Source organism: Demequina sp. (genome assembly GCF_016278775.1).
Classification (GTDB): domain Bacteria; phylum Actinomycetota; class Actinomycetes; order Actinomycetales; family Demequinaceae; genus Demequina.
This window is the reverse complement of the sequence record NZ_JADQBF010000067.1, coordinates 1-19,809: the sequence shown is the minus strand read 5'-3', so window position 1 is coordinate 19,809 and position 19,809 is coordinate 1. Positions and strand designations below refer to the sequence as shown.

At 68.1% G+C, this 19,809-nt stretch carries 16 protein-coding genes; 9 read left to right on the top strand and 7 right to left on the bottom strand.

From position 1 onward, the window contains the following. Positions 1-51: 51 nt before the first annotated feature. Complete coding sequence (locus QZZ33_RS07865; RefSeq protein WP_291379225.1) at positions 52-1,335, bottom strand: glutamate-5-semialdehyde dehydrogenase; 1,284 nt, start codon at positions 1,333-1,335, stop codon at positions 52-54. Positions 1,336-1,413: 78 nt separating this feature from the next. Here QZZ33_RS07865 and QZZ33_RS07860 point away from each other — a divergent pair, with 78 nt between their 5' ends. Beyond that, entirely contained in the window at positions 1,414-2,037 is a 624-nt protein-coding gene (locus QZZ33_RS07860; protein ID WP_291379224.1) for a dienelactone hydrolase family protein, read from the top strand. A gap of 253 nt (positions 2,038-2,290) precedes the next feature. Here the strand turns inward: QZZ33_RS07860 and proB are convergent, their stop codons facing one another. The 4 genes from proB to rplU form a co-directional block, all read right to left on the bottom strand. Beyond that, positions 2,291-3,406: a glutamate 5-kinase gene (proB, locus tag QZZ33_RS07855; RefSeq protein ID WP_291379223.1), complete on the bottom strand. Its 1,116-nt coding sequence runs from the start codon at positions 3,404-3,406 to the stop codon at positions 2,291-2,293. Between the two features lie 11 nt (positions 3,407-3,417). Next, positions 3,418-4,941 carry a GTPase ObgE gene (gene obgE, locus QZZ33_RS07850; protein ID WP_291379222.1) on the bottom strand — a complete coding sequence of 508 codons (1,524 nt, stop codon included), beginning with the start codon at positions 4,939-4,941 and terminating at the stop codon, positions 3,418-3,420. An 85-nt stretch (positions 4,942-5,026) separates the two neighbouring features. Then, positions 5,027-5,278 (bottom strand): 50S ribosomal protein L27, encoded by a 252-nt coding sequence (gene rpmA / locus QZZ33_RS07845; protein ID WP_291379221.1) that lies wholly within the window; start codon positions 5,276-5,278, stop codon positions 5,027-5,029. Between the two features lie 14 nt (positions 5,279-5,292). Then, positions 5,293-5,601 carry a 50S ribosomal protein L21 gene (rplU, locus tag QZZ33_RS07840; protein ID WP_291379220.1) on the bottom strand — a complete coding sequence of 103 codons (309 nt, stop codon included), beginning with the start codon at positions 5,599-5,601 and terminating at the stop codon, positions 5,293-5,295. 293 nt (positions 5,602-5,894) lie between these two features. Between rplU and QZZ33_RS07835 the strand changes: the two genes are divergently transcribed. Genes QZZ33_RS07835 through QZZ33_RS07825 form a run of 3 tightly spaced genes read left to right on the top strand, consistent with a single transcriptional unit; the run spans position 5,895 to position 8,745 of the window. After that, positions 5,895-6,677: a thioredoxin domain-containing protein gene (locus tag QZZ33_RS07835; protein WP_291379219.1), complete on the top strand. Its 783-nt coding sequence runs from the start codon at positions 5,895-5,897 to the stop codon at positions 6,675-6,677. Next, on the top strand, positions 6,677-7,558 hold the full coding sequence (locus tag QZZ33_RS07830) for a cytochrome c biogenesis CcdA family protein (RefSeq protein ID WP_291379218.1): 882 nt from the start codon (positions 6,677-6,679) through the stop codon (positions 7,556-7,558). Before QZZ33_RS07835 ends, QZZ33_RS07830 begins: the two co-directional genes overlap by 1 nt. Further along, positions 7,555-8,745, top strand: a complete 1,191-nt coding sequence (locus tag QZZ33_RS07825; RefSeq protein WP_291379217.1) for a hypothetical protein — start codon at positions 7,555-7,557, stop codon at positions 8,743-8,745. The genes QZZ33_RS07830 and QZZ33_RS07825 overlap by 4 nt, the downstream gene beginning before the upstream one ends. Here QZZ33_RS07825 and QZZ33_RS07820 read toward each other — a convergent pair. Beyond that, on the bottom strand, positions 8,739-11,060 hold the full coding sequence (locus QZZ33_RS07820) for an Rne/Rng family ribonuclease (protein ID WP_366475835.1): 2,322 nt from the start codon (positions 11,058-11,060) through the stop codon (positions 8,739-8,741). The two genes, QZZ33_RS07825 and QZZ33_RS07820, sit on opposite strands and share 7 nt — an antisense overlap. Before the next feature lie 586 nt (positions 11,061-11,646). On the opposite strand from QZZ33_RS07820, the gene QZZ33_RS07815 reads away from it, so the two are divergent. Genes QZZ33_RS07815 through QZZ33_RS07795 form a run of 5 tightly spaced genes read left to right on the top strand, consistent with a single transcriptional unit; the run spans position 11,647 to position 19,112 of the window. Continuing rightward, positions 11,647-13,140 (top strand): cytochrome ubiquinol oxidase subunit I, encoded by a 1,494-nt coding sequence (locus QZZ33_RS07815; protein ID WP_291379216.1) that lies wholly within the window; start codon positions 11,647-11,649, stop codon positions 13,138-13,140. A gap of 19 nt (positions 13,141-13,159) precedes the next feature. Next, positions 13,160-14,185, top strand: coding sequence for a cytochrome d ubiquinol oxidase subunit II (cydB, locus tag QZZ33_RS07810; RefSeq protein WP_291379215.1), 1,026 nt, complete (start codon positions 13,160-13,162; stop codon positions 14,183-14,185). A gap of 7 nt (positions 14,186-14,192) precedes the next feature. Beyond that, on the top strand, positions 14,193-15,782 hold the full coding sequence (locus QZZ33_RS07805; protein ID WP_291379214.1) for an ABC transporter transmembrane domain-containing protein: 1,590 nt from the start codon (positions 14,193-14,195) through the stop codon (positions 15,780-15,782). After that, positions 15,779-17,494: a thiol reductant ABC exporter subunit CydC gene (cydC, locus tag QZZ33_RS07800; RefSeq protein ID WP_291379213.1), complete on the top strand. Its 1,716-nt coding sequence runs from the start codon at positions 15,779-15,781 to the stop codon at positions 17,492-17,494. Before QZZ33_RS07805 ends, cydC begins: the two co-directional genes overlap by 4 nt. 25 nt (positions 17,495-17,519) lie before the next feature. After that, positions 17,520-19,112 (top strand): GAF domain-containing protein, encoded by a 1,593-nt coding sequence (locus tag QZZ33_RS07795; RefSeq protein ID WP_291379212.1) that lies wholly within the window; start codon positions 17,520-17,522, stop codon positions 19,110-19,112. Between the two features lie 52 nt (positions 19,113-19,164). Here QZZ33_RS07795 and QZZ33_RS07790 read toward each other — a convergent pair. After that, positions 19,165-19,809: hypothetical protein (locus QZZ33_RS07790; protein WP_291379211.1), on the bottom strand; the 645-nt coding region annotated here is incomplete at its 5' end.

Here is a 19,809-nt window from a genome sequence, read left to right as displayed (position 1 = left end):
TATCGCTTGCGCCCAGTATTTCACGGGGCGCTACACGTAGCGAACGAGCAACTAGCCGCGCACGTGCCCGTCGCCGTAGACCACCCATGTGGTGGTAGTGAGTTCGGCCAGGCCCATCGGCCCGCGCGCATGGAGTTTCTGCGTGGAGATGCCGATCTCCGCGCCCAGCCCAAACTCGCCACCATCGGTGAATCGAGTCGACGCGTTGACCATCACGGCTGCGCTGTCCAGGTGCGACACAAAGTGCTCTGCCGCGTTGATGTCGTCGGTGACGATCGCCTCCGTGTGGCCCGTCGAATAGCGGCGGATGTGCGCGATGGCCTCGTCGATGTTCTCCACGACCCTGACGGCCAGGTCCATGGACAGGTACTCCGTCGCCCAGTCCTCTTCGGTGGCCGGAACGGTGGGGACGTTGTCCGGCGCGAGGTCGGCCGCAGCGTCGTCCACGTGAAGCGTCACCCCCGCCTCGTGAAGCGCCGCAAGCACCGCAGGCAGCTTGTCCTCTGCGTCCTTGTGCACCAGCAGCGTCTCCGCGGCGTTGCACACCCCCACCCGGTGCGTCTTGGAGTTGACCACGATGTCGATGCACCGTTCGAGCGGGGCATCCGCGTCGAGGTACACGTGGCAATTGCCCTCGCCAGTCTCGATCGCAGGCACCGTGGACTCTCGCACCACCGTCTGAATGAGTCCGCGCCCACCGCGCGGCACCAGCACGTCCACCAACCCGCGCGCGTGCATCAGCACCCTGGCGCCCTCGCGTCCGTAGGCGTCGATCGACTGGACGCAGTCGCGGGGCAGGCCCACCGACTCGAGCGCATCCTGCAGCACCGCCACGATCACCTCGTTGGACTCCGCAGCCGCCGATCCGCCGCGTAGCACGGCCGCGTTGCCTGACTTGAGCGCCAGGCCAGCCGCGTCCACGGTGACGTTGGGCCGCGCCTCGTAGATCATCCCGACCACGCCCATCGGCACGGCCTTCTGGGTGAGGCGCAGGCCATTGGGAAGGGTCGAACCGCGCCTGATCTCCCCCACCGGATCAGGCAGCGACGCCAAGAAGCGCAGTGCGTCCGCGATAGTGGCAATGCGCTCCTCAGTGAGCGTCAGCCGGTCCAGCAGGCCGGGGCTCATGCCGCCCTCTCGCTCCCGGTCAACATCCTTGGCATTCGCGGCGACGATGCGCGCGGCATCGGCCACCAGGCCGTCGGCCATCGCGTGCAGCGCGGCGTCCTTGGTGATTCTGGTCGCGGTGGCAAGGGAGCGCGAGGCGACCTTGGCTCGCTGGCAGGCCTCGAGGACGGCGGCTTCGACGTCGGCAGAGATCGCGGTGTCAGTCATGCCGACCAGTGTAGGCGGGCACGCGCGGGCCGGTCAGGGTGGCAGTGGCACCGCCGTGGTTCACGGTTTACTGGAGTCATGACCCTCGAAGCGCTGTACAGCCCCGACTGGGCGTCCCGACCCACACCTGAGGCCGTGGTGCTCCTGCTGCACGGCTACGGCTCCAACGAGCGCGACCTCCCCGGCATCGCGCCGTACCTTGGCGTGGATGCGCCGTGGGCGTCGGTGCGGGCTCCCCTTGACATGGGGTACGGCGCCGCGGCCTGGTTTCCGCTCGAAGGCGACACCAGCCGCTGGCTCGATCCCGCCCCCATCGAGGCGGCCACCGCAGCGCTGTGGGAGTGGGTCGACGAGCACGTCTCCCCCACCGCGAAGCTCATCACGGTGGGCTTCTCGCAAGGAGGCATGATGGCGAGCCAGCTCCTGCGCACCCGGCCCGAACGCATCGCCGACACCGTGATCCTGAGCGGCTTTGTCCTTGCGGAGCCCCAACCGGCCGATGCTCACCTTGCCGAAGCTCTTCCCCCCGTTTTCTGGGGCAGGGGCACGGCCGACGCTGTGGTCCCGGAGCCGCTCGTGACGGCGGCATCGGCGTGGCTTGAGGCTCACACGACTCTGACAGAGAAGGTGTACCCCGGGCTGGCGCACTCGGTGCACGATCAGGAGTTGGCCGACGTCAAGGCGCACCTCGCGCGGTCGTAGCCCGTACGCACAGGTGCCTAGTCGCAACCCTTAGCTCCGTGATTTCGCGACCTCAGCGCCAGACGCCGCGGCCCCACACACTGAACCGTTCTGACCGTGAAACACCCCGACTCGCCGCCACACCTACGCGAAACCCGGCGTGTCGGGACTCAGATTGGTTCGCACCGTCCGGGGGGTCGGGTGTCGGGGTCCGCGAGCGCGGCGGCCGGGGCTGGCAGTCGCGGCAACCGGAGCCACCTGGCGCGAGCGCCGCCTACAGCACCACGAGGTCGTCGATGTGGATGAGCTCGCGCGCGTAGGCCTCACCTAGGCGCTCGCGCAGTGCCCCGGTCGAGAGGCCCTTCATCAGCTCGGCCTCCTCGGCGGAAAACCCGGCGAAGCCCCGCGCCACCACGGTGCCTGCCCGCGTCAGCAACGCCACCGGCTCCCCCGCAGCGAAGCCTCCGCGCACCTCCACCACGCCAGCGGCCAGCAGTGACGCCCGCCGCCCGCGCACGGCCCTCGCCGCGCCGTCGTCCAGCACCAAGGCCCCTCGCACCTGCGCCGCGTGGGCGAGCCACTGCAGCCGCGTGGTGTCGCGCTTGCCTGTCACGTGGAACAGCGTGCCCACGGGGTGCCCGGCGAGCGCGTCTGCCGCCTGCTCGGCAGAAGTCAACACCACGGCAACGCCAGACGTGGTCGCGAGCGATGCCGCCTCAAGCTTGGTGATCATGCCGCCCGTGCCCAGGGCGTGCCCGCGCCGCGAAATGTCGATGCCCGCGACGTCGCTCGGGTTGCTCACGTCCACGATGCGCTCGGCGCCAGGGGTGTCCGGGGCGGCGGTGTAGAGGCCGTCCACGTCCGTGAGCAGCACCAGGGCGTCGGCGTGCGACACGGTGGCGACCAGGGCGGCCAGGCGGTCGTTGTCGCCAAAGCGGATCTCGTCGGTCGCGACGGTGTCGTTTTCGTTGACAATGGGCACGATGCCGAGGTCCAGCAGCCTGTTGAGGGCGCGCTGGGCGTTGCCGTAGTGGGTGCGGCGCATCATGTCATCGCTCGTGAGCAGCACCTGGCCGGTGGTCAGGCCGTGGCGGGCGAAGGCTTCCGAGTAGGCGGCGACCAGCAGGCCCTGCCCCACCGACGCCGCGGCCTGTTGCATTTCGAGGTCGCGGGGCCTCCTGGGAAGGCCCATGGGGCCGATGCCCGCCGCGATGGCGCCTGACGTCACCAGGATGATCTGACGTCCCGCGAGGCGTTCTGCCGCGAGCACGTCGGTCAGCGCGGTGATGGCCTCACGCGACAGGTGGCCGTCCGGCCCCGTCAGCGACGAGGAGCCGATCTTCACCACGACGCGCCTCGCATCAGCGATGACGCCACGCAGCTCGCCCACGTTTCCTCCGGTCAGTCTTCCTTGGCAGGGTCGGTCCAGTGTCCCGCACCCCGCTCGTTCCACAGCTCCTCACGCGCCGCAGACTTCGCGTCCATGCGTTCCTTGTGCTCCGCACGCTTCTCCGCACGCGTGGCGCGGGCGTTGCGTTCCATCTCTTCGACGCGCAGGTCGGTGCCGCGCCTGCCCAGCAGTTCGGCCCCCGCGGCCATCGTCGGCTCCCAATCGAAGACGACGCCGGTGTCCCGGTCGCCAATCACCACTTGGGCGCCGGGCACGGCTCCAGCGGCGAACAGTTCCGTCTCCACGCCGATGCGCGCGAGCCGGTCGGCGAGGTAGCCGACGGCCTCGTCGTTCGCAAAGTTGGTCTGCCCCACCCAGCGTTCCGGCTTGGCGCCGCGGACTTGGAAGTACTCCTCCGCGCCGTCGCGCACGTGCGTCACGGTGAAGCCGGTCTCGTTGACGGCGCGAGGGCGCACCACGATGGGGGCCTTCTCCAGCACGGGGGCCTTGGCGCGCTCGTGGGCCACCATGTCCGCGAGCGCGAAGCCGAGCTCGCGCAGTCCCTCGTGGCTGACGGCACTGACCTCGAATACCGGCATGCCCATCGCGTCCAGTTCCGCACGCACCATCGCGGCCAGTTCCCGGCCGTCAGGGATGTCGATCTTGTTGAGCACGATCACTTGGGGGCGCTCGGCCAGCGGCACGCCCGCGATGTGGGCGTCGCCCGAGTAGGCGCGCAACTCGTTCGAGATGGCCTCGAGGTCGCGCAGCGGGTCCCTGTCGGACTCGAGCGTGGCGGTGTCCAGCACGTGAGCGATCACCGAGCAGCGCTCGATGTGCCTCAGAAAGTCGTGGCCGAGGCCCTTGCCTTCGGACGCCCCGGGGATCAGCCCCGGCACGTCCGCCATCGTGAAGCGACCGCCGCCCGTCTCCACCACGCCGAGGTTGGGAACCAACGTGGTGAACGGGTAGTCGGCGATCTTGGGGCGCACGGCGCTCATGGCCGCGATCAGCGAGGACTTGCCTGAACTTGGGTAGCCCACGAGCGCCACATCGGCGATCGACTTGAGCTCGAGCACAACGGTGGCCTCTTCGCCGTCCTCTCCCAGCAGCGCGAAGCCGGGGGCCTTGCGCTTCTGGGTGGCAAGCGCGGCGTTGCCGAGTCCCCCGCGACCGCCTCGGGCGACCACGTACTCTGCGCCGTCTCCCACCAGGTCGGCCAGCACCTCGCCCTCGGGGCTCACCACCATGGTGCCGTTGGGCACGGCCAGGCGAAGGTCGTCGGCGTTGGCGCCGTGGCGCATGTCGCCTGCACCCTGCTTGCCGTTGTTGGCCTTGCGGTGAGGCGCGTGGTGATAGTCGAGCAGGGTGGTCATCTGGGCGTCGACGACGACGATGACGGAGCCGCCGCGCCCGCCGTTGCCGCCGTCTGGACCACCCAAGGGCTTGAACTTCTCGCGGTGAACGGAGGCGACGCCGTGCCCACCGGAGCCAGCGGTCACGTGCAACGTCACGCGGTCAACGAACGTGGCCATGGCTCCTCCTTGGAATCGACGGTACGAGAAAAGGCAACAGGGGCGCCACCACCGGTGACGCCCCTGTTGAAGAAGTCTGAGGGTTTTAGCTGGCGACCACGTCAATGACCTTGCGGCCACGACGCTGAGAGAACTCCACCGCACCTGCCTCGAGGGCGAACAGGGTGTCATCCTTGCCGCGACCCACGTTGAGGCCCGGGTGGAAGTGGGTGCCGCGCTGGCGGATCAGGATCTCGCCAGCGTTGACGACCTGGCCGCCAAAGCGCTTCACGCCGAGGTACTGAGCGTTCGAATCGCGACCGTTGCGCGAGGAACTCGCGCCCTTTTTGTGTGCCATGGTTCAGTCCTCGCTTACTTGATGCCCGTGACCTTGAGCCGCGTCAGATCCTGACGGTGGCCCTGGCGCTTGCGGTAGCCGGTCTTGTTCTTAAACTTGAGGATGTGGATCTTGGGTCCACGCTCGTCGCGCACTACCTCTGCGGTGACCTTGATCTTGGCGAGGTCCTTGGAAGCCGAGGTGACCTTGTCACCGTCGACCAGCAGCAGAGCGGGAAGCTCGACGGAGGCGCCGGTCTTCGCTTGAAGACGGTCCACGACGACGACGTCGCCCACGGATACCTTCTCCTGACGGCCGCCGGCCTTGACAATCGCGTACACCATGATGACTTCCTCTTGAAGCTCGTTTACTCGCGGCCCAGATGAGCCAGGGGTCCCGCCGCAGCCGCTCCCCTGGGAGGGCGCAGGCAGGGCTGGGCGCTTGCGCGCCGACTGATAAAGATACCGCCCCGTCACGCTTCTGGTCAAACGGCGCGGCGATTCTGGAAACCCTAGGGAATCCTTTTGCACTGCTCCCTCGTTGGCGATCTGGTGCACCGTGGCGCGAGGCCCTTCATCGGGGGCCTCATCGAGATCACCGCCATCGAACCACACCCTGACCACACGTAAGGAATTGCATGTCCCCCAGCCCCCACACCCGCGGCACCCCCGCATGGGTGGTTCCCACCGTCGTCGGCGTCGTCGCTATCGCCCTCATCGCCTTCGTCGTGGGCAGCAACGCCGCTGGTGCCGACAGGGAAACGGCTGTCGTCGAACCCAGTACCGCCACGGCGAGCGGCAACCCGTCCCCGCAAGTCACACCAGCCGACGGTCCCCCCACCGAGGTCGAGGGACCCGCAGAGGTGAGCTTCGCTGGCGCCGAGCGTCGCGACCCTGAAGACGTTCTGGCCATCGGCGCCGTCGACGCCCCCGTGGTGATGGTGGTGTTCTCCGACTACCAGTGCCAGTTCTGTGCCAGGTGGAGCGCCGAGACCCTGCCCGTGATGATGGAGTACGTCGACAACGGCGACCTACGCATCGAGTGGCGCGATGTCAACGTCTACGGCCGCGACTCCGAAAGGGCCGCACGGGCCGCCTACGCCGCCGGCCTGCAGGGACAGTTCTGGGAGTACCACCACGAGCTCTATGCCGACGGCAAACACCGCTCTCCCGGCGACCTCACGGAGGATGCCTTGGTCAGCCTCGCCGAACGACTGTCGCTCGACGTGCAGCGCTTCACGTCCGACATGGCGGATGACGCCACCGCCGCAGAGGTGACTCGCAACCAAGAGCTCGGCATCGGGCTCGGCGCGTTCTCGACCCCCACGTTCGTCATGGGCGGCGAGCCGATGGTGGGTGCGCAACCCACACCCGTCTTTGTCGAGGCCTTTGAGCGTGCCCTGGCTGAGGCGACCGGCTAGTGGAGATCGGCCTCGTCACCGCGTTCCTTGGCGGAACCCTCGCGCTCCTGAGCCCCTGCGGTGCGCTCCTCCTGCCCGCGTTCTTCGCCTCGACCGTCGGCGCACGCACGCGCCTGTTGGGACACGGAGCCGTGTTCTACGCAGGCCTGCTGGTCATCCTGGTGCCGCTCGGCGTCGGGGCTGGCGCCCTCGGCTCACTGTTCGTGTCTCAACGCGAGACCATCATCGTGGCGGCCTCCGTCTTGCTCATCGTGCTGGGGGTGGCGCAGATGTTCGGGCTGGGCTTCGATCCTTCGCGGCTGATGCCAGGCGCGGACGCAGTGAGGCACAACGCCGCGCGCAGCACCGGCCTGGTGAAGAGTCTTCTGCTCGGCATGGTGGGAGGCATCGCCGGGTTTTGCGCCGGACCCATCTTGGGGGCCGTCCTCACGCTGGCCGCCGCGCAGGGTGATGCGGTCGGATCGGGGTTGCTGCTCGCCGTCTACGGAGCGGGAATGGTGGTGCCGCTCATGGTGCTCGCCGCGTCGTGGCAGCGGTTGGGCGCGCACGGTCAGCGGGCGCTCCGGGGCCGCGGATTCACCATCAAGGGTCGCCAGTTCCACACCACATCGGTGGCGACCGGTGCGTTGATTGTGCTGGTAGGTGTCGTGTTCTGGGCCACCAACGGCCTCGTGGGCGTACCGGAGCTGGTGCCGAGCGACGCCGTGTCGTGGCTCACCGCCCAGGCGTCGCTGCTGTCGAACCCCCTCGTGGACGTCGTCGCCGTGCTGGTGGTCGCTGCGCTCGTGCTGGTGGCGTGGCACCGGGCCCGTGCACGCAACCGCCGCCGCGCGGCCGCCGACGTGGCGGCCAGTGCCGCCGATCACCAGGAGGTCTCGTGACTCGCGTAACCCGCATGATCGCTGGAGTCCTCGCCGTGGTCGTCACCCTTGCCGCCTGCACCGCTGCTACCGAGGAGAGCCAGACCGCGGCGCCCACTACCGCGGAGAGCCCCTCGCCCGCACAGGAGCCGAGCCCGACGCGCGAGCCGTACGCTCCTGCGGCGCAGCCCTCTCCGGTCGACACCGCGGACGTGCGGATGCCGCTCGCTCTTGAGGACGCCGACGTCGTTGACCCTTCCTGGACCGCACCGCCGCTCGAACTCGACGGGATCGTCCTGGGGCCGGTGGAGCGCGACGGGCTCGTGGAGTTCACGGCCATCCGCGTTGACGGCGAGGCGCTGTGGACGGTGCAACGCGCGCTCGGTGCGGACGTCGCCCTGACGCGCACCTCTCAAGGCGATCCCCTCGCGGTGATCACCGACGAGGTTGCCGACTCTTCGACGACCACTGCGACGGCCTACCACCTCGGCACAGGGGATCTGGCGTGGGGGCCCATCGAGGTGCCGGGGCATCTCACGGGCCCAGGCATCGTCTTCTCCCCCTCGCCTGGCGCGCAAGGGGATGACGCCGGGGCGGCCGTGGCGCTTCACCCTGACACCGGCTCTCCCCTCACGTGGGGCGGCGCCGAGGATGAGCGCACGCTGGGAGAGTCTGACGGCCAAGCGCTGGTCGAGACGCAGGGCCGCGTCGAGTTGCGCGACGCGCACGACGGCACTGTCCGGTGGGCGGTGAACGATCCCACGTGGGCTGGCACGGTCACGGTGGCCACCGATAGCGAGCTACGTGACGGCCTGCTCATCCTCGAGGACGGCGCGGGAACACGCGCGCTCGTCCGCATGGACACCGGCCAGGTGATCGCCGAGGGGATTCTCGACGCGGTCATCGACCCCACCACGTCCACCGTTGTTGTCACGTCTGCAGACGGCATGCGCGCGATCGACCTCGACGGCGTGGCCCTGTGGGCGATTCCCACCGCGGACAAACCCGTGCTGCATGCGGCACGAGGCGCGCTCGTCTACACGCGCGATGGGACCACCATGCGGGTGCACAACATCGTCACCGGCGCGGTGGCGCTCGCCTATGAAGACGGCGGGAGCGTGATCGCGGTGCCCGAGCGGTTCTTCACCACCGGTGCAGCGATCATCACCGTTGACGGCAGGCTGTTGCTGGCGACGTCCCCCTACTGAGAGGCGTCCTCGTCAGCCGGTTCCGGCGTGGCGGGCTGCTCGGTTGCAGGCTGCTCTGTGGCGGGCTGCTCGGTGGCAGGCTGCTCCTCAGTCGCCTCAGTAGAGTCGGCGTGCGCTGGCTCGCCCTCGTTCGCGTGGTGTGCCTTCTCGGCCGCGGCGGCGATGGACGCCAGAGTGGCCTTCACGATTTCACGCGACTCGTCGCGCTGGTCGAGTGCAGGAACATCCGCGGCTGGCTTGGGCTCCTCGGCTTTGGCCTTTCCCGCAGTGCTGCGGGAGCCTCGCCTGCGCGGCTGCTCGGGCTGCTTCTCGGTGGCTTCGCCAACGGGCTCGCCTTGCACCAAGAACCCACGACCCTTGCAGTGGTCACAGGTTTCGGAGAACGCCTCGACCAGGCCCTGGCCCACGCGCTTGCGCGTCATCTGCACCAGGCCAAGCGAGGTGACTTCCGCCACCTGGTGCTTGGTGCGGTCTCGCGACAGGCACTCGATGAGGCGGCGCAACACGCGGTCGCGGTTGGCCTCAAGCAGCATGTCCACAAAGTCGATCACGATGATGCCGCCGATGTCGCGCAGCCTCAACTGGCGCACGATCTCTTCCGCGGCCTCAAGGTTGTTGAGGGTCATGGTCTCTTCGAGCGTGCCGCCCTTGCCCACAAACTTGCCGGTGTTGACGTCCACCACTGTCATAGCCTCGGTGCGGTCAATGACGAGCGAGCCGCCGGAGGGCAGCCAGACCTTGCGGTCCATGCCTTTGGTGAGTTGTTCGTCGATGCGATGCGCCGTGAACACGTCGCCTTCGCCCACAAACTTGTGAAGGCGCGGCGCCAGGTCGGTAGCGACCTGTCCCACGTAAGCGCTGAGCGAGTTCCAGGTGTCCTCGCCCTGAATCGTGAGCGACTCGAAGTCTTCGTTGAAGATGTCGCGCACCACGCGGATGGCCATATCCGGCTCGCCGCGCAACAGCTGCGGGGCCTTGCCTCCCTTGGCCTCGACTTCGATCGACTCCCACTGACGCTTCAGTCGCTCGACGTCCGCGCGCAACTCCTCCTCGGAGGCCCCCTCTGCGGCCGTGCGCACAATGACGCCAGCGTCGGCGGGGATCACTTCGCGCAGCAGCTTCTTGAGGCGGTTGCGCTCGGTGTCGGGAAGCTTGCGGCTGATGCCGGTCACTCCCCCTGCAGGCACGTACACCAGGAAGCGTCCGGCGAGAGAGATCTGCGACGTGACGCGTGCGCCCTTGTGGCCGATCGGATCCTTGGTGACCTGCACCATGACCGTGTCGCCCGGCTTGAGGGCGAGTTCGATGCGCTTGGGCTTGCCGTCGAGCCCGGCGGCGTCCCAGTTGACCTCGCCTGCGTACAGCACGGCGTTGCGGCCCCGGCCCACGTCCACGAACGCGGCTTCCATGCCAGGGAGCACGTTCTGCACGCGGCCCAGGTACACGTTGCCAGCCATGGACGAATCCGCCTGGTGGCTCACGTAGTGCTCCACCAATACGTCGTCCTCAAGCACGGCGATTTGCACGCGGCCGTCCTTCTCGCGCACCACCATGTCGCGCTTGACGGACTCGCGCCTGGCCAAGAACTCGGCCTCCGAGATCACCGGGCGGCGGCGCTGACCGTCACGAGAGTCGCGCCGACGCTGGCGCTTGGCCTGCAGTCGGGTGGAGCCTTGAAGCTGGTCGTCGTTGTTGCTTGAGGACGAGGAGGACGAAGAGCGGGATCCACGGCTGCGACGGCGGCGCCGGCGGGACGTGCCCGAGCCATCGCCGTCGTCGGAAGAGGAATCGTCACCCGAACCTGAGTCGCCAGAGGTGGAATCGTCGCGCTGTGACGAGCCGCCGTCGCCGTCGTCACCATCGCCGTCCGCGCGCTTCTTGCCGCGACCGCGACCGCCGCGACGGCGTCGGCGCTTTGCTGCGTCGTCCCCATCTGAGTCGTTGTCCGAAGCCTCGGGGCCCTTGTTGGCAGCATCCTTGGGACTTGAATCCTGGTCCTTGGGCTGCTCACCGTCGCTCGACGCGGCGGGATCCTTCTTGGCGCGAGTGCGCTTGCGTTTGGCCTCGCCAGCCGCTACAGCGTCGTCGCTGTCTGCCTTCGCCTTGGTCTTGGCCTTCGAGCCAGCGCCGCTAGCGGGCTTGTCCTTCTTCGCTGCCGCCGTCGACTTCGCGGCTTGGGCTGGCTTGTCCGCGGCCGACGGTGGCCCCGCTGGCGCCGATGCACGGCGGGGTGCACGCTTTGCTGGGGTTTCTGGCGCCGGCTGGGGAGCCTGGAAGATGACGGCATTGGGGGCGGTGGTGTTGTCCTCGCTCACAGCGGGTACCTCACAGCGTCAGGGCCGACCACACTCGGCCCCGGCGTCTACGTCGGTCGCCACTCTCGGTGACGGAAGTCTCATGGTCGCGGCGGACCATTCCGGGGCGGCGCCTGGCGGATCTCTCCGCTGTCAGCCAAGGCCGGTGTGTCTGTCGCGTGGTGGGCACTTCGTGTGGTGAAGCGCTGACCTGTGGACATTGTCGCATACCGCGCACCATTCGCGGCCTTTGTAGTGGCGCGCCGACGCAGATGGCGAGTTGAGCACGCCACCGCTCGCTCGAGAACGGGCGGGCCGAGCACGCAGAAGCGATGAGGGGGCGCGTGCCGGGACCTTGGCCACGGAAGGTCCCGGTGGCGACGCGGGACCCGCTCGCTCGGCCAACAGGGGCTGGAGCGAGATGGGGGCGCGAGAGCAGGCACTATGGTGCTTCATGGGCAGCGCGGCTCGAATCACCAGCCGGGACAAATCCGGGACACGGGATGCGGGACCAGGGGCGCGGAGAAGCCAACCCGGGACTTGAGTCCCGGTCCCCCGCAATACCCCCCGGAGTAAGTTGTGGCTACACGTCTAAGGAGGACATGCGATGGAAGCGCTGGAGCTGGCGCGCTGGCAGTTCGGTATCACTACCGTCTATCACTTCATCCTCGTTCCACTCACCATCGGGCTGTCGATCCTCGTCGCGATCATGCAGACCATGTGGGTGCGCACGGGCAAAGAGAAGTGGCTGCGCCTCACGAAGTTTTACGGAAAGTTGTTGCTGATCAACTTCGCGCTGGGTGTCGCCACCGGCATCGTGCAGGAGTTCCAGTTCGGCATGAACTGGTCGGAGTACTCCCGCTACGTGGGAGACATCTTCGGCGCACCGCTCGCGATGGAGGCCCTCGTGGCCTTCTTCCTCGAGTCGACTTTCCTTGGAGTCTGGATCTTCGGTTGGGACCGCCTGTCCAAGAAGGTCCACCTCACCAGCATCTGGCTCTTCGCCATCGGCGCCAACATCTCCGCGTACTTCATCATTGCCGCCAATTCCTGGATGCAGCACCCCGTCGGCACCGAGTTCAACCCCGAAACCGGTCGAGCGGAGATGACCGACATCTGGGCGGTCCTCACCAACTCCACCACCCTTGCCGCGTTCCCCCACGTGATCGCCACCGCATTCCTCGTCGCCGGAACCTTCATTGCAGGCATCGCCGCCTACTGGATGGTCAAGAAGGCCAGGGCGAACAAGGGTGACGGCGAGTTGCCGATGTACCGCACGGCGCTGCGATTCGGCGCCGTGACGATGATCGTCGCCGGAGTCGCCGTGATCGTCACGGGCGACATTCAGGCAAAGATGATGTTCGAGCAGCAGCCCATGAAGATGGCCGCGGCGGAAGGCATCATGGAGACGGAAGAAGGGGCAGGATTCTCGTTGCTCGCGTTTGGCAACTTGGCGGGCGACGACCCAGGCTCTGTGCAACACGTGCTGTCGATCCCTGGCTTCACCTCCTACCTCGCGGAAGGCAACTTCGACGCCACCGTCACCGGCCTGAACGAACTCCAGCGGCAATACGCCGGTACCTCCGATGCCGCCAACCCGGTGGTGCCTGCTCTCGCTGGCTATGAGGTTGAGAGCGACACCCGCCCCAACCTCGCCGTCACGTACTGGTCGTTCCGCCTCATGATCGGACTCGCCGCGTTCTCCGCGGTCACGGCCTTGGCGGCACTGTGGCTCACCCGCAAGGGCGCCAGCACCGACAAGAAGTGGTTCTCCCGACTTGCGGTGTGGTCGATTCCCGCGCCGTACATCGCGGCGTCCTTCGGCTGGATCTTCACAGAGATGGGCCGCCAGCCGTTTGTGGTGGCGCCCAACCCCACGGGCTCCGACATGGTGTACATGCTCACCAAGCACGGCGTGTCGGTCGCCGCCTCCACATGGGAAGTCGCCATCTCGATGGTGGCCTTCACCCTGATCTACGCCCTACTCGGCGTCTTCTGGTACCGACTCATCGTGCGCTACGCCCAAGAGGGCGCGCCGACAGCCGAGGCATCCACTCCCCGCGACAACGACGGCGACGGCCCGCTGTCCTTCGCGTACTAGGCCGGAAGGAACTTCACTCATGAATCTCGCAGATTTCTGGTTCATCCTGATCGCGGTCCTGTGGACCGGCTACCTAGTGCTCGAGGGCTTCGACTTCGGCGTCGGCATGCTCATGCCGATCGTCGGCAAGACGTCCAAGGGCAAGCGGGTCCTGATCAACACGATCGGCCCCGTGTGGGACGGCAACGAGGTGTGGCTGCTCACCGCCGGTGGAGCCACGTTCGCGGCCTTCCCCGAGTGGTACGCCACCTTGTTCTCCGGCTTCTACCTGCCGTTGCTGCTCATCCTTCTCGCTCTCATTGTGCGTGCGGTGGCCATCGAGTACCGGGCAAAGATCAACGACGAGAACTGGCGCAACCGGTGGACACTCGCCATCGTCGTCTCGTCTTGGATCCCCTCGATCCTGTGGGGCGTCGCCTTCGCCAACATCGTGCGCGGCGTGCCCATTGACGAGACCTTCACCTACACGGGCGGATTCTTCAACCTGCTCAACCCGTTCGCCTTGCTGGGTGGGCTGGTGACCCTGGCGATCTTCCTGAGCCACGGCGCGATCTTCCTGTCGCTCAAGACTTCCGGCGCAGTGCTCGACCGTGCAAAGCCATTTGCACGGAAGGCCTCGATCGTGGCGGTCGTGGTCGGCGCGGTGTGGGCCCTGTGGCTGCAGCTTGCCTACTCGGAGAACGCCTGGACGTGGGGCGCGCTCGTGCTCGCCGCTGTTGGACTGATGGGCGCGGCGTGGTTCAGCCGCACCGACAGGTTCGGCCTGGCGTTCACGTTCAACGCGCTCGCCATCGTCGGAGCGGTGACGCTCATCTTCGGATCGCTCTATCCCGACGTCATGCCGTCGACCACCGATGCCGCGTTCAGCCTCACGGTCGACAACGCGCGCTCCTCGCACACCACGCTCGTGGTGATGACGTGGGTAGCCGCCATCATGACTCCCGTCGTACTCGCCTACCAGGCATGGTCATACTGGGTGTTCAAACGTCGGCTCTCAGAAGACCACATGCCGGAGCACAATGAGTTGACGTTCCACAAGAACTAGGGACTCTATGAAGCCAATCGACCCGCGCCTCATCGCGCGGATCGGGCCAGCCCGCCGTTACGTGATCGTGACGGCGGCGCTTGGTTTTCTGACCGCGTTCACCATCCTGTTCCAGGCGCTCCTGGTGTCCCGCATGCTCGCTCCGGTGTTGGCTCCTGCACCACTGACGGAGGACGGCCTCGGCCCCTTGGGGCTTCTCGTGCCGCTTGGTGCGCGCGAACTGGCCCAGGGCCTGCCGTGGCTCGTGCTGGTGGTCGTGGCCCGCGTGGTGGTCGTGTGGGTTCAGGAACGCCTCGCCCACCGCGCGGGCACCCGCGTGGTCTCGCAACTCCGCGAGGCTGTCGTGGCGCACGCGACGGGCATGGGTCCCCGCTGGATCGCGTCTGGCAAGGGAGCCGAGGTCGTCACCACCGTCACGAGGGGCCTCGACGGGCTGCTGCCCTACTTTGTGCGCTACCTGCCGCAGCTGATGCTCGCCTCGACCGTCACGCCGCTCATGTTGGTAGTGGTGCTGGGGCTTGACTGGCTGTCGGCGCTCATCGTGGCCCTCACGCTCCCCCTGGTGCCGCTGTTCATGATCCTCGTTGGCCTCGTGACTCGCGACCGCTCGCGCAGCCACCTCGAGGCGATGGAACGCCTGGGCGCGCGCACTCTCGACCTCATCGCCGGGGTGCCCACCCTTCGGGCGCTCGGGCGAGAGCGCGGTCCAGCTGCGCGGGTGCGTGAGTTGGGCACCGCCTCCAAGAACGCGACGATGGGGTCGCTGCGGATCGCGTTCCTCTCGGGATTCGTGCTGGAACTGTTAACGACCCTGTCTGTCGCAATCGTCGCCGTCACCCTCGGCTTCCGCCTGATTGACGGGAACGTGTCGATCGAGACCGCGCTTGCCGTGCTGATTCTCGCGCCGGAGGTCTACCTTCCCTTGCGCAACGTCGGCACCCACTTCCACGCTTCGGCAGACGGCATCGCAGCGGCCGACGCGGCGTTCTCCATCCTGGAGCAGCCAACGCCAGTGGTGGGAACGCCTGGCGGCGCCGTCGCGGACTTCGTAGGGGCCACCGTGTGCCTCGCCGACGTGTCGGTCGCCACTCCCGACGGAGCCCGCCACGCTCCGGCGTCGGTGAGCGTCTGCGCGAAGCCCGGCGAACTCACGGTGCTACGCGGCCCCAACGGCGAGGGCAAGTCCACGGCGCTGCTGGCTCTCGCGGGACTGCTCGCCCCCGACCATGGCTCGGTGATCGCGACCGTTGCCGGGCACCAGATCGACCTGACCGACGCCGACGCCGACGCCTGGACCCGCCAATGCGCGTGGGTTCCCCAACGTCCGGAGTTGGGGCCCGAAGGGCGCGAACTGAGCCTGGGTCAGCGACAACTCAAGGCGTACGAGCGTGCCCTCACGTCCGGCCGCCCCGTGTTGCTGTTCGACGAGCCGACCGCGCACCTGGACGGCGAGGCCAGGTCGCAACTGGTGCAGCGCATCGTGGGACTGGCACGCGCGGGAGCCACCGTGGTCGCTGCGACGCATGACCCGTTGGTGATAGACGCGGCCGATGCCGTGGTCGAGGTGCGAGCCGCGGCCGTCAGGGGCGCCTCGTGACCCCCCGGTCGCTTGCGAAGCCTCGCTCCCCCGCGCAGCCGCAGCAGCGGCTGGATTGGCGCGCGCTGCTGCGTGACGCCGAGGTGAAGCCGGTTCGCGTCCTCCTCTCGGTCGGCGCGGGGACCATGGCGCTCGGGTCTGCCGTGGGCCTCGCGGCCGTCGCGGCGTGGATGATCGCCAAGGCTGCAGGCATGCCCTCCCCCGCGGAGCTTGGCCTCGCTGCGGTCGCGGTGCGCTTCTTTGGCATCGCCCGCGGCCTGTTCCGCTACCTCGAGCGCCTGGTGAGCCATGAGACCGCGTTGGGCGGCGTCGTCGCGCTGCGCACGCGCACGTACGAAGGAGTGGCCCGCACGGGAGCCTCGCGCGTCCTTGGGCTGCGTCGCGGCGACATCGTGGCCCGCATGGGCGGCGACATCGATGCCATGGGCGACGCCGTGGTGCGGTCGCTCATCCCGTTGGGCGTGGCAGGCACCGTCAGTCTGCTGTCGATTGCGATCACCACGGCGTACTTGCCCGTCGCGGGCGCCACGCTCGCCGGGTGCCTCGTGGCAGCCGCCGTGTTGTCTGGTCTCATGACGTGGCGCTCCGCCCGCACGGCAGCGCACGCGGGCACGGCAGCAGCAGCACGGGTCTCCACCGCGACTCTCGAGGCGATCGATGGCGCCGCAGAACACCGGGTGTGGGGCACGTCCGGGGCCGCCGCAGACGAGCTCCGCGCCGCCGATCTCGATGCCGAGGACGCCGCCGAGTTGTCGGCACGGCCCGCGGCGTGGGCCGCCGCGTCACTGCAGGCCGCCCAAGGTGCCGCTCTGGTGCTGGCCCTCTGGCTTGCCGTCTCCGCAGCGCGTCACGCCGGGCTGCCTCCCACCGATACCGCCGTGGTGACCCTGTTGCCGCTCGCGGCCTTCGAGGCGGTCAGCGCCGTCCCTGCGGCCGTCCAGCAGGCCTTCCGCTCGGCCGTGGCCGCGCGCCGGGTGCAGGCGATGGTGGGCGGTGCGGAGCCGGAAGGGGCCATGGCGCGTGGGGCGGTTGAGGGGGCACCGGGATTGGCCGCGTCCGACGCCCCCGTGCCCGCCACGGCACCGCTACGGCTTGAGGGGCTCAGCGCCGCGTGGCCGGGAATGCTCCCCACGGTGCCCGTGACAGCCACGATCGAGCCAGGCGGCGCGCTCGGCATCGTCGGCCGCACCGGCATCGGCAAGACCACGCTGCTGCTGACGATCGCTGGCGCTCTCGCACCCGCTCAAGGCAAGGCTTTGGTGGGCGGCGCTCCCGTCGGTCCCGATACCGTCGGCCGTGTGGTCGCCATGACGCCAGAGGACGCTCATCTCTTCGGCACCACGCTGCTGGAGAACCTCCGTGTGGCCGACGGAGCGGTCACGGAGCACCAGGCACGTGCCGCGCTCGAGGCCGTGCAACTGGGGCCGTGGCTCGACTCGCTGCCAGCTGGCCTCGACACGCGGCTGGGGTCTGGAGGAAACACGGTCTCTGGCGGCGAACGCCGGCGGCTGCTCCTCGCGCGCGCAGTCCTGTGCCCAGCCCCCATCCATCTGATTGACGAGCCAGCTGAACACCTCGACGCCGATGGCATCGACGCCCTGCGCGCCCTCGTGGCCGCCATGCGGCGACAAGGAAAGTCGGTCGTGATCGTGACCCATGACCTCGGAATCCTCGACGTGGTCGATAGGGTGGTGAGCCTCGATGGCAGCTAGCCCATCTGGTGGAAAGGAGCGCCCCATGACGGATGCTGTCACCGACGCGATTCTGTCGCTCAACCGCCAACTCGACCTGCCGTCTGTGCTCAACAAGATGCTCGACGCCGCCATGAAGACCACCGGAGCGCCGCTGGCCGCGATCAACGTGTTGGACGAGCACGGCGTGTCGATCGACTTCCACTACCAAGGCATCGACACCACCGTGTGGCAAATGATCGACAGGGCCCCCAACAGCGTCGGCACCCTTGCCGAGATTCCCAGCGAGGGCACGCTCGTGATCGACGAGATCACGGAGCACCCGGCGTTCATCGGACTCCCCAAGGGGCACCCCCCGCTCGGTTCGTTCCTTGGCTGCGCTCTGCGCGCCCGTGGTTCGGTATTCGGAAACCTCTACCTGGCCTCCAAGGAGGGTGGGTTCACTCCGGAAGACGAGGCCATCGTACAGACGCTCGCAGCGGCCGCATCGGTGGCGATCGACAACGCGCAGTTGTTCGAGGAGTCCCTGGAACGCGAGAACTGGCTCGCGGCATCGCAGGCCATCACCACCGCGTTGCTGGCCAACCCAGGCGACGAGACCGCAATCGCCCGCATCGTCGCGTCCGCGAAGGAGCTGTCGGGGGCGGCTGCTGCCGCGCTTGTGCTGCCCGGCATCGACGACGAGTGGGTCATGGAGTTCACTCACGGCGAGAAGGCAGACGAACTGCTGGGGCTGATCCTCCCGTCAGACGGCTTCGCGATGTCGGTGATTCGCGCCGGCCAAGGCACCATCGCTCAAGAGCCCCCCGGCCCCACAATCCTGGATCCCGTCCGCGGCTTTGGGCCCACCCTGTACGCGCCGCTCCTCGCGGGTGCGCGCACGCTTGGGCTGCTGATGCTGTGGCGAGAGAAGAACTACAACACGTTCGATGACCACGATCTGGCGACCGCCCAGCGCTTCTCCAACCAGGCGGCGCTCGCCCTTCAATTCGCCGAACTCGCTCACGTGCGCAACGTCTCCAACTTGTTGGAGGAGCGCGAGCGTATCGCCGATGACCTTCACGACTTCGTGTCTCAGGAGTTGTTCGCGACTGCCATGCAGCTTGAATCACTCACGGACGACGTGTCCCCTGAGGCGCGAGACCGGCTCGCCGCCACCCTCGACCACGTCAAGCGCGCCCAGCGGGAGGTGCGCGGGGTGATGAGCCAATTGCAGGGCGACCGCACGTCCGAGCCGCTGGCGGAGCGGGTGCGACGCGAACTCATCCTCGCTCACGACTCGCTGGGCTTTGTCCCGTTCCTGTCGGTGGACGACTGGGGGGCGGCATCGCGCGCCGTGGACAGCGACCCGACGCTCTCGGACGACATCATCGCCGTGATTCGTGAGCTGTTGTCCAACACCGCGCGGCACGCGCATGCGACGTCGTGTTCCGTCACCATTTCCGCCAAGGACGGCCGGCTGAGCGTCATCATCGAAGACGACGGCGTGGGGCCCTCTGGTGCCTTCTCGCGCCATTCGGGGACGTCCAACCTGGCGAACAGGGCGCTGCGGCGCCGCGGGACGTTCTCGCTCGACCCGATACACGAGGACGCTGAACGGCCCGGCACCAAGGCGGTGTGGAACGTGCTCGCTGGGTGAGAGCCGCCACGGGCCCGGTTCCTAGCCGCCGAAAGAGGCGGCGTGACGGCGCCTACTCGGCCGCTGGCACTGCTGCGATCACGGCGAACAGGCCCCATGCCGGCGGCTCGCCCGATCGCTCGCGGACAAGCCGGTACGAGCCCTCTGACAGCGGCGGAAGCGTGATGTACGAGCCCCATTCGGCCCCAAGTGCGGCGTCGCGTGGTTCCACGGACAACTCAGCCACGTCAATCCAGTTCTGACCGTTCCACCGCTGTGCCAGCGCTGACGACGCAAGGCCAGTGTCGACCTCCGCGATGTCCTCTGCCGTGAGGCTGCCGTCGGGCCCGGGTGGTACGACAGTAGACACGCGGACTGTGCCGCCGTCTGGCGGGACAAGAGCCGGCTCGACGCTCAACCGGACCTCGTCAACGGGGGGCTGCGGCGGTGCGGCGCTCGCGCCCGTGCGGACCTCAAAGATCCCCGTGGCAAGGCCCTGATCGAGCGCTGCGCGCTGCGTCAGCCGATACCACCCGTCCCCCAAGCCGTCGGTGGTCATGAGTGTCGACGGACCCGGCTGGCCTGGGACTGCGCCCAGTCCGATGTCGTTGACGGCATCGAGCCGGGTCGTGACCTCCCCGACACACTCCCAGTCGACAAGGCACAATCCCACCTCGCCTGCCGAGAGCCACTGTTCGCCGTCCCACCGTTCGAGTTG

Coding starts and splice junctions, on each gene's coding strand:
- QZZ33_RS07865 (WP_291379225.1), bottom strand. CDS start 1,335: ATGACTGACACCGCGATCTCTGCCGACGTCGAAGCCGCCGTCCTCGAG.
- QZZ33_RS07860 (WP_291379224.1), top strand. CDS start 1,414: ATGACCCTCGAAGCGCTGTACAGCCCCGACTGGGCGTCCCGACCCACA.
- obgE (WP_291379222.1), bottom strand. CDS start 4,941: ATGGCCACGTTCGTTGACCGCGTGACGTTGCACGTGACCGCTGGCTCC.
- rpmA (WP_291379221.1), bottom strand. CDS start 5,278: ATGGCACACAAAAAGGGCGCGAGTTCCTCGCGCAACGGTCGCGATTCG.
- rplU (WP_291379220.1), bottom strand. CDS start 5,601: ATGGTGTACGCGATTGTCAAGGCCGGCGGCCGTCAGGAGAAGGTATCC.
- QZZ33_RS07835 (WP_291379219.1), top strand. CDS start 5,895: ATGTCCCCCAGCCCCCACACCCGCGGCACCCCCGCATGGGTGGTTCCC.
- QZZ33_RS07815 (WP_291379216.1), top strand. CDS start 11,647: ATGGAAGCGCTGGAGCTGGCGCGCTGGCAGTTCGGTATCACTACCGTC.
- cydB (WP_291379215.1), top strand. CDS start 13,160: ATGAATCTCGCAGATTTCTGGTTCATCCTGATCGCGGTCCTGTGGACC.
- QZZ33_RS07805 (WP_291379214.1), top strand. CDS start 14,193: ATGAAGCCAATCGACCCGCGCCTCATCGCGCGGATCGGGCCAGCCCGC.
- QZZ33_RS07795 (WP_291379212.1), top strand. CDS start 17,520: ATGACGGATGCTGTCACCGACGCGATTCTGTCGCTCAACCGCCAACTC.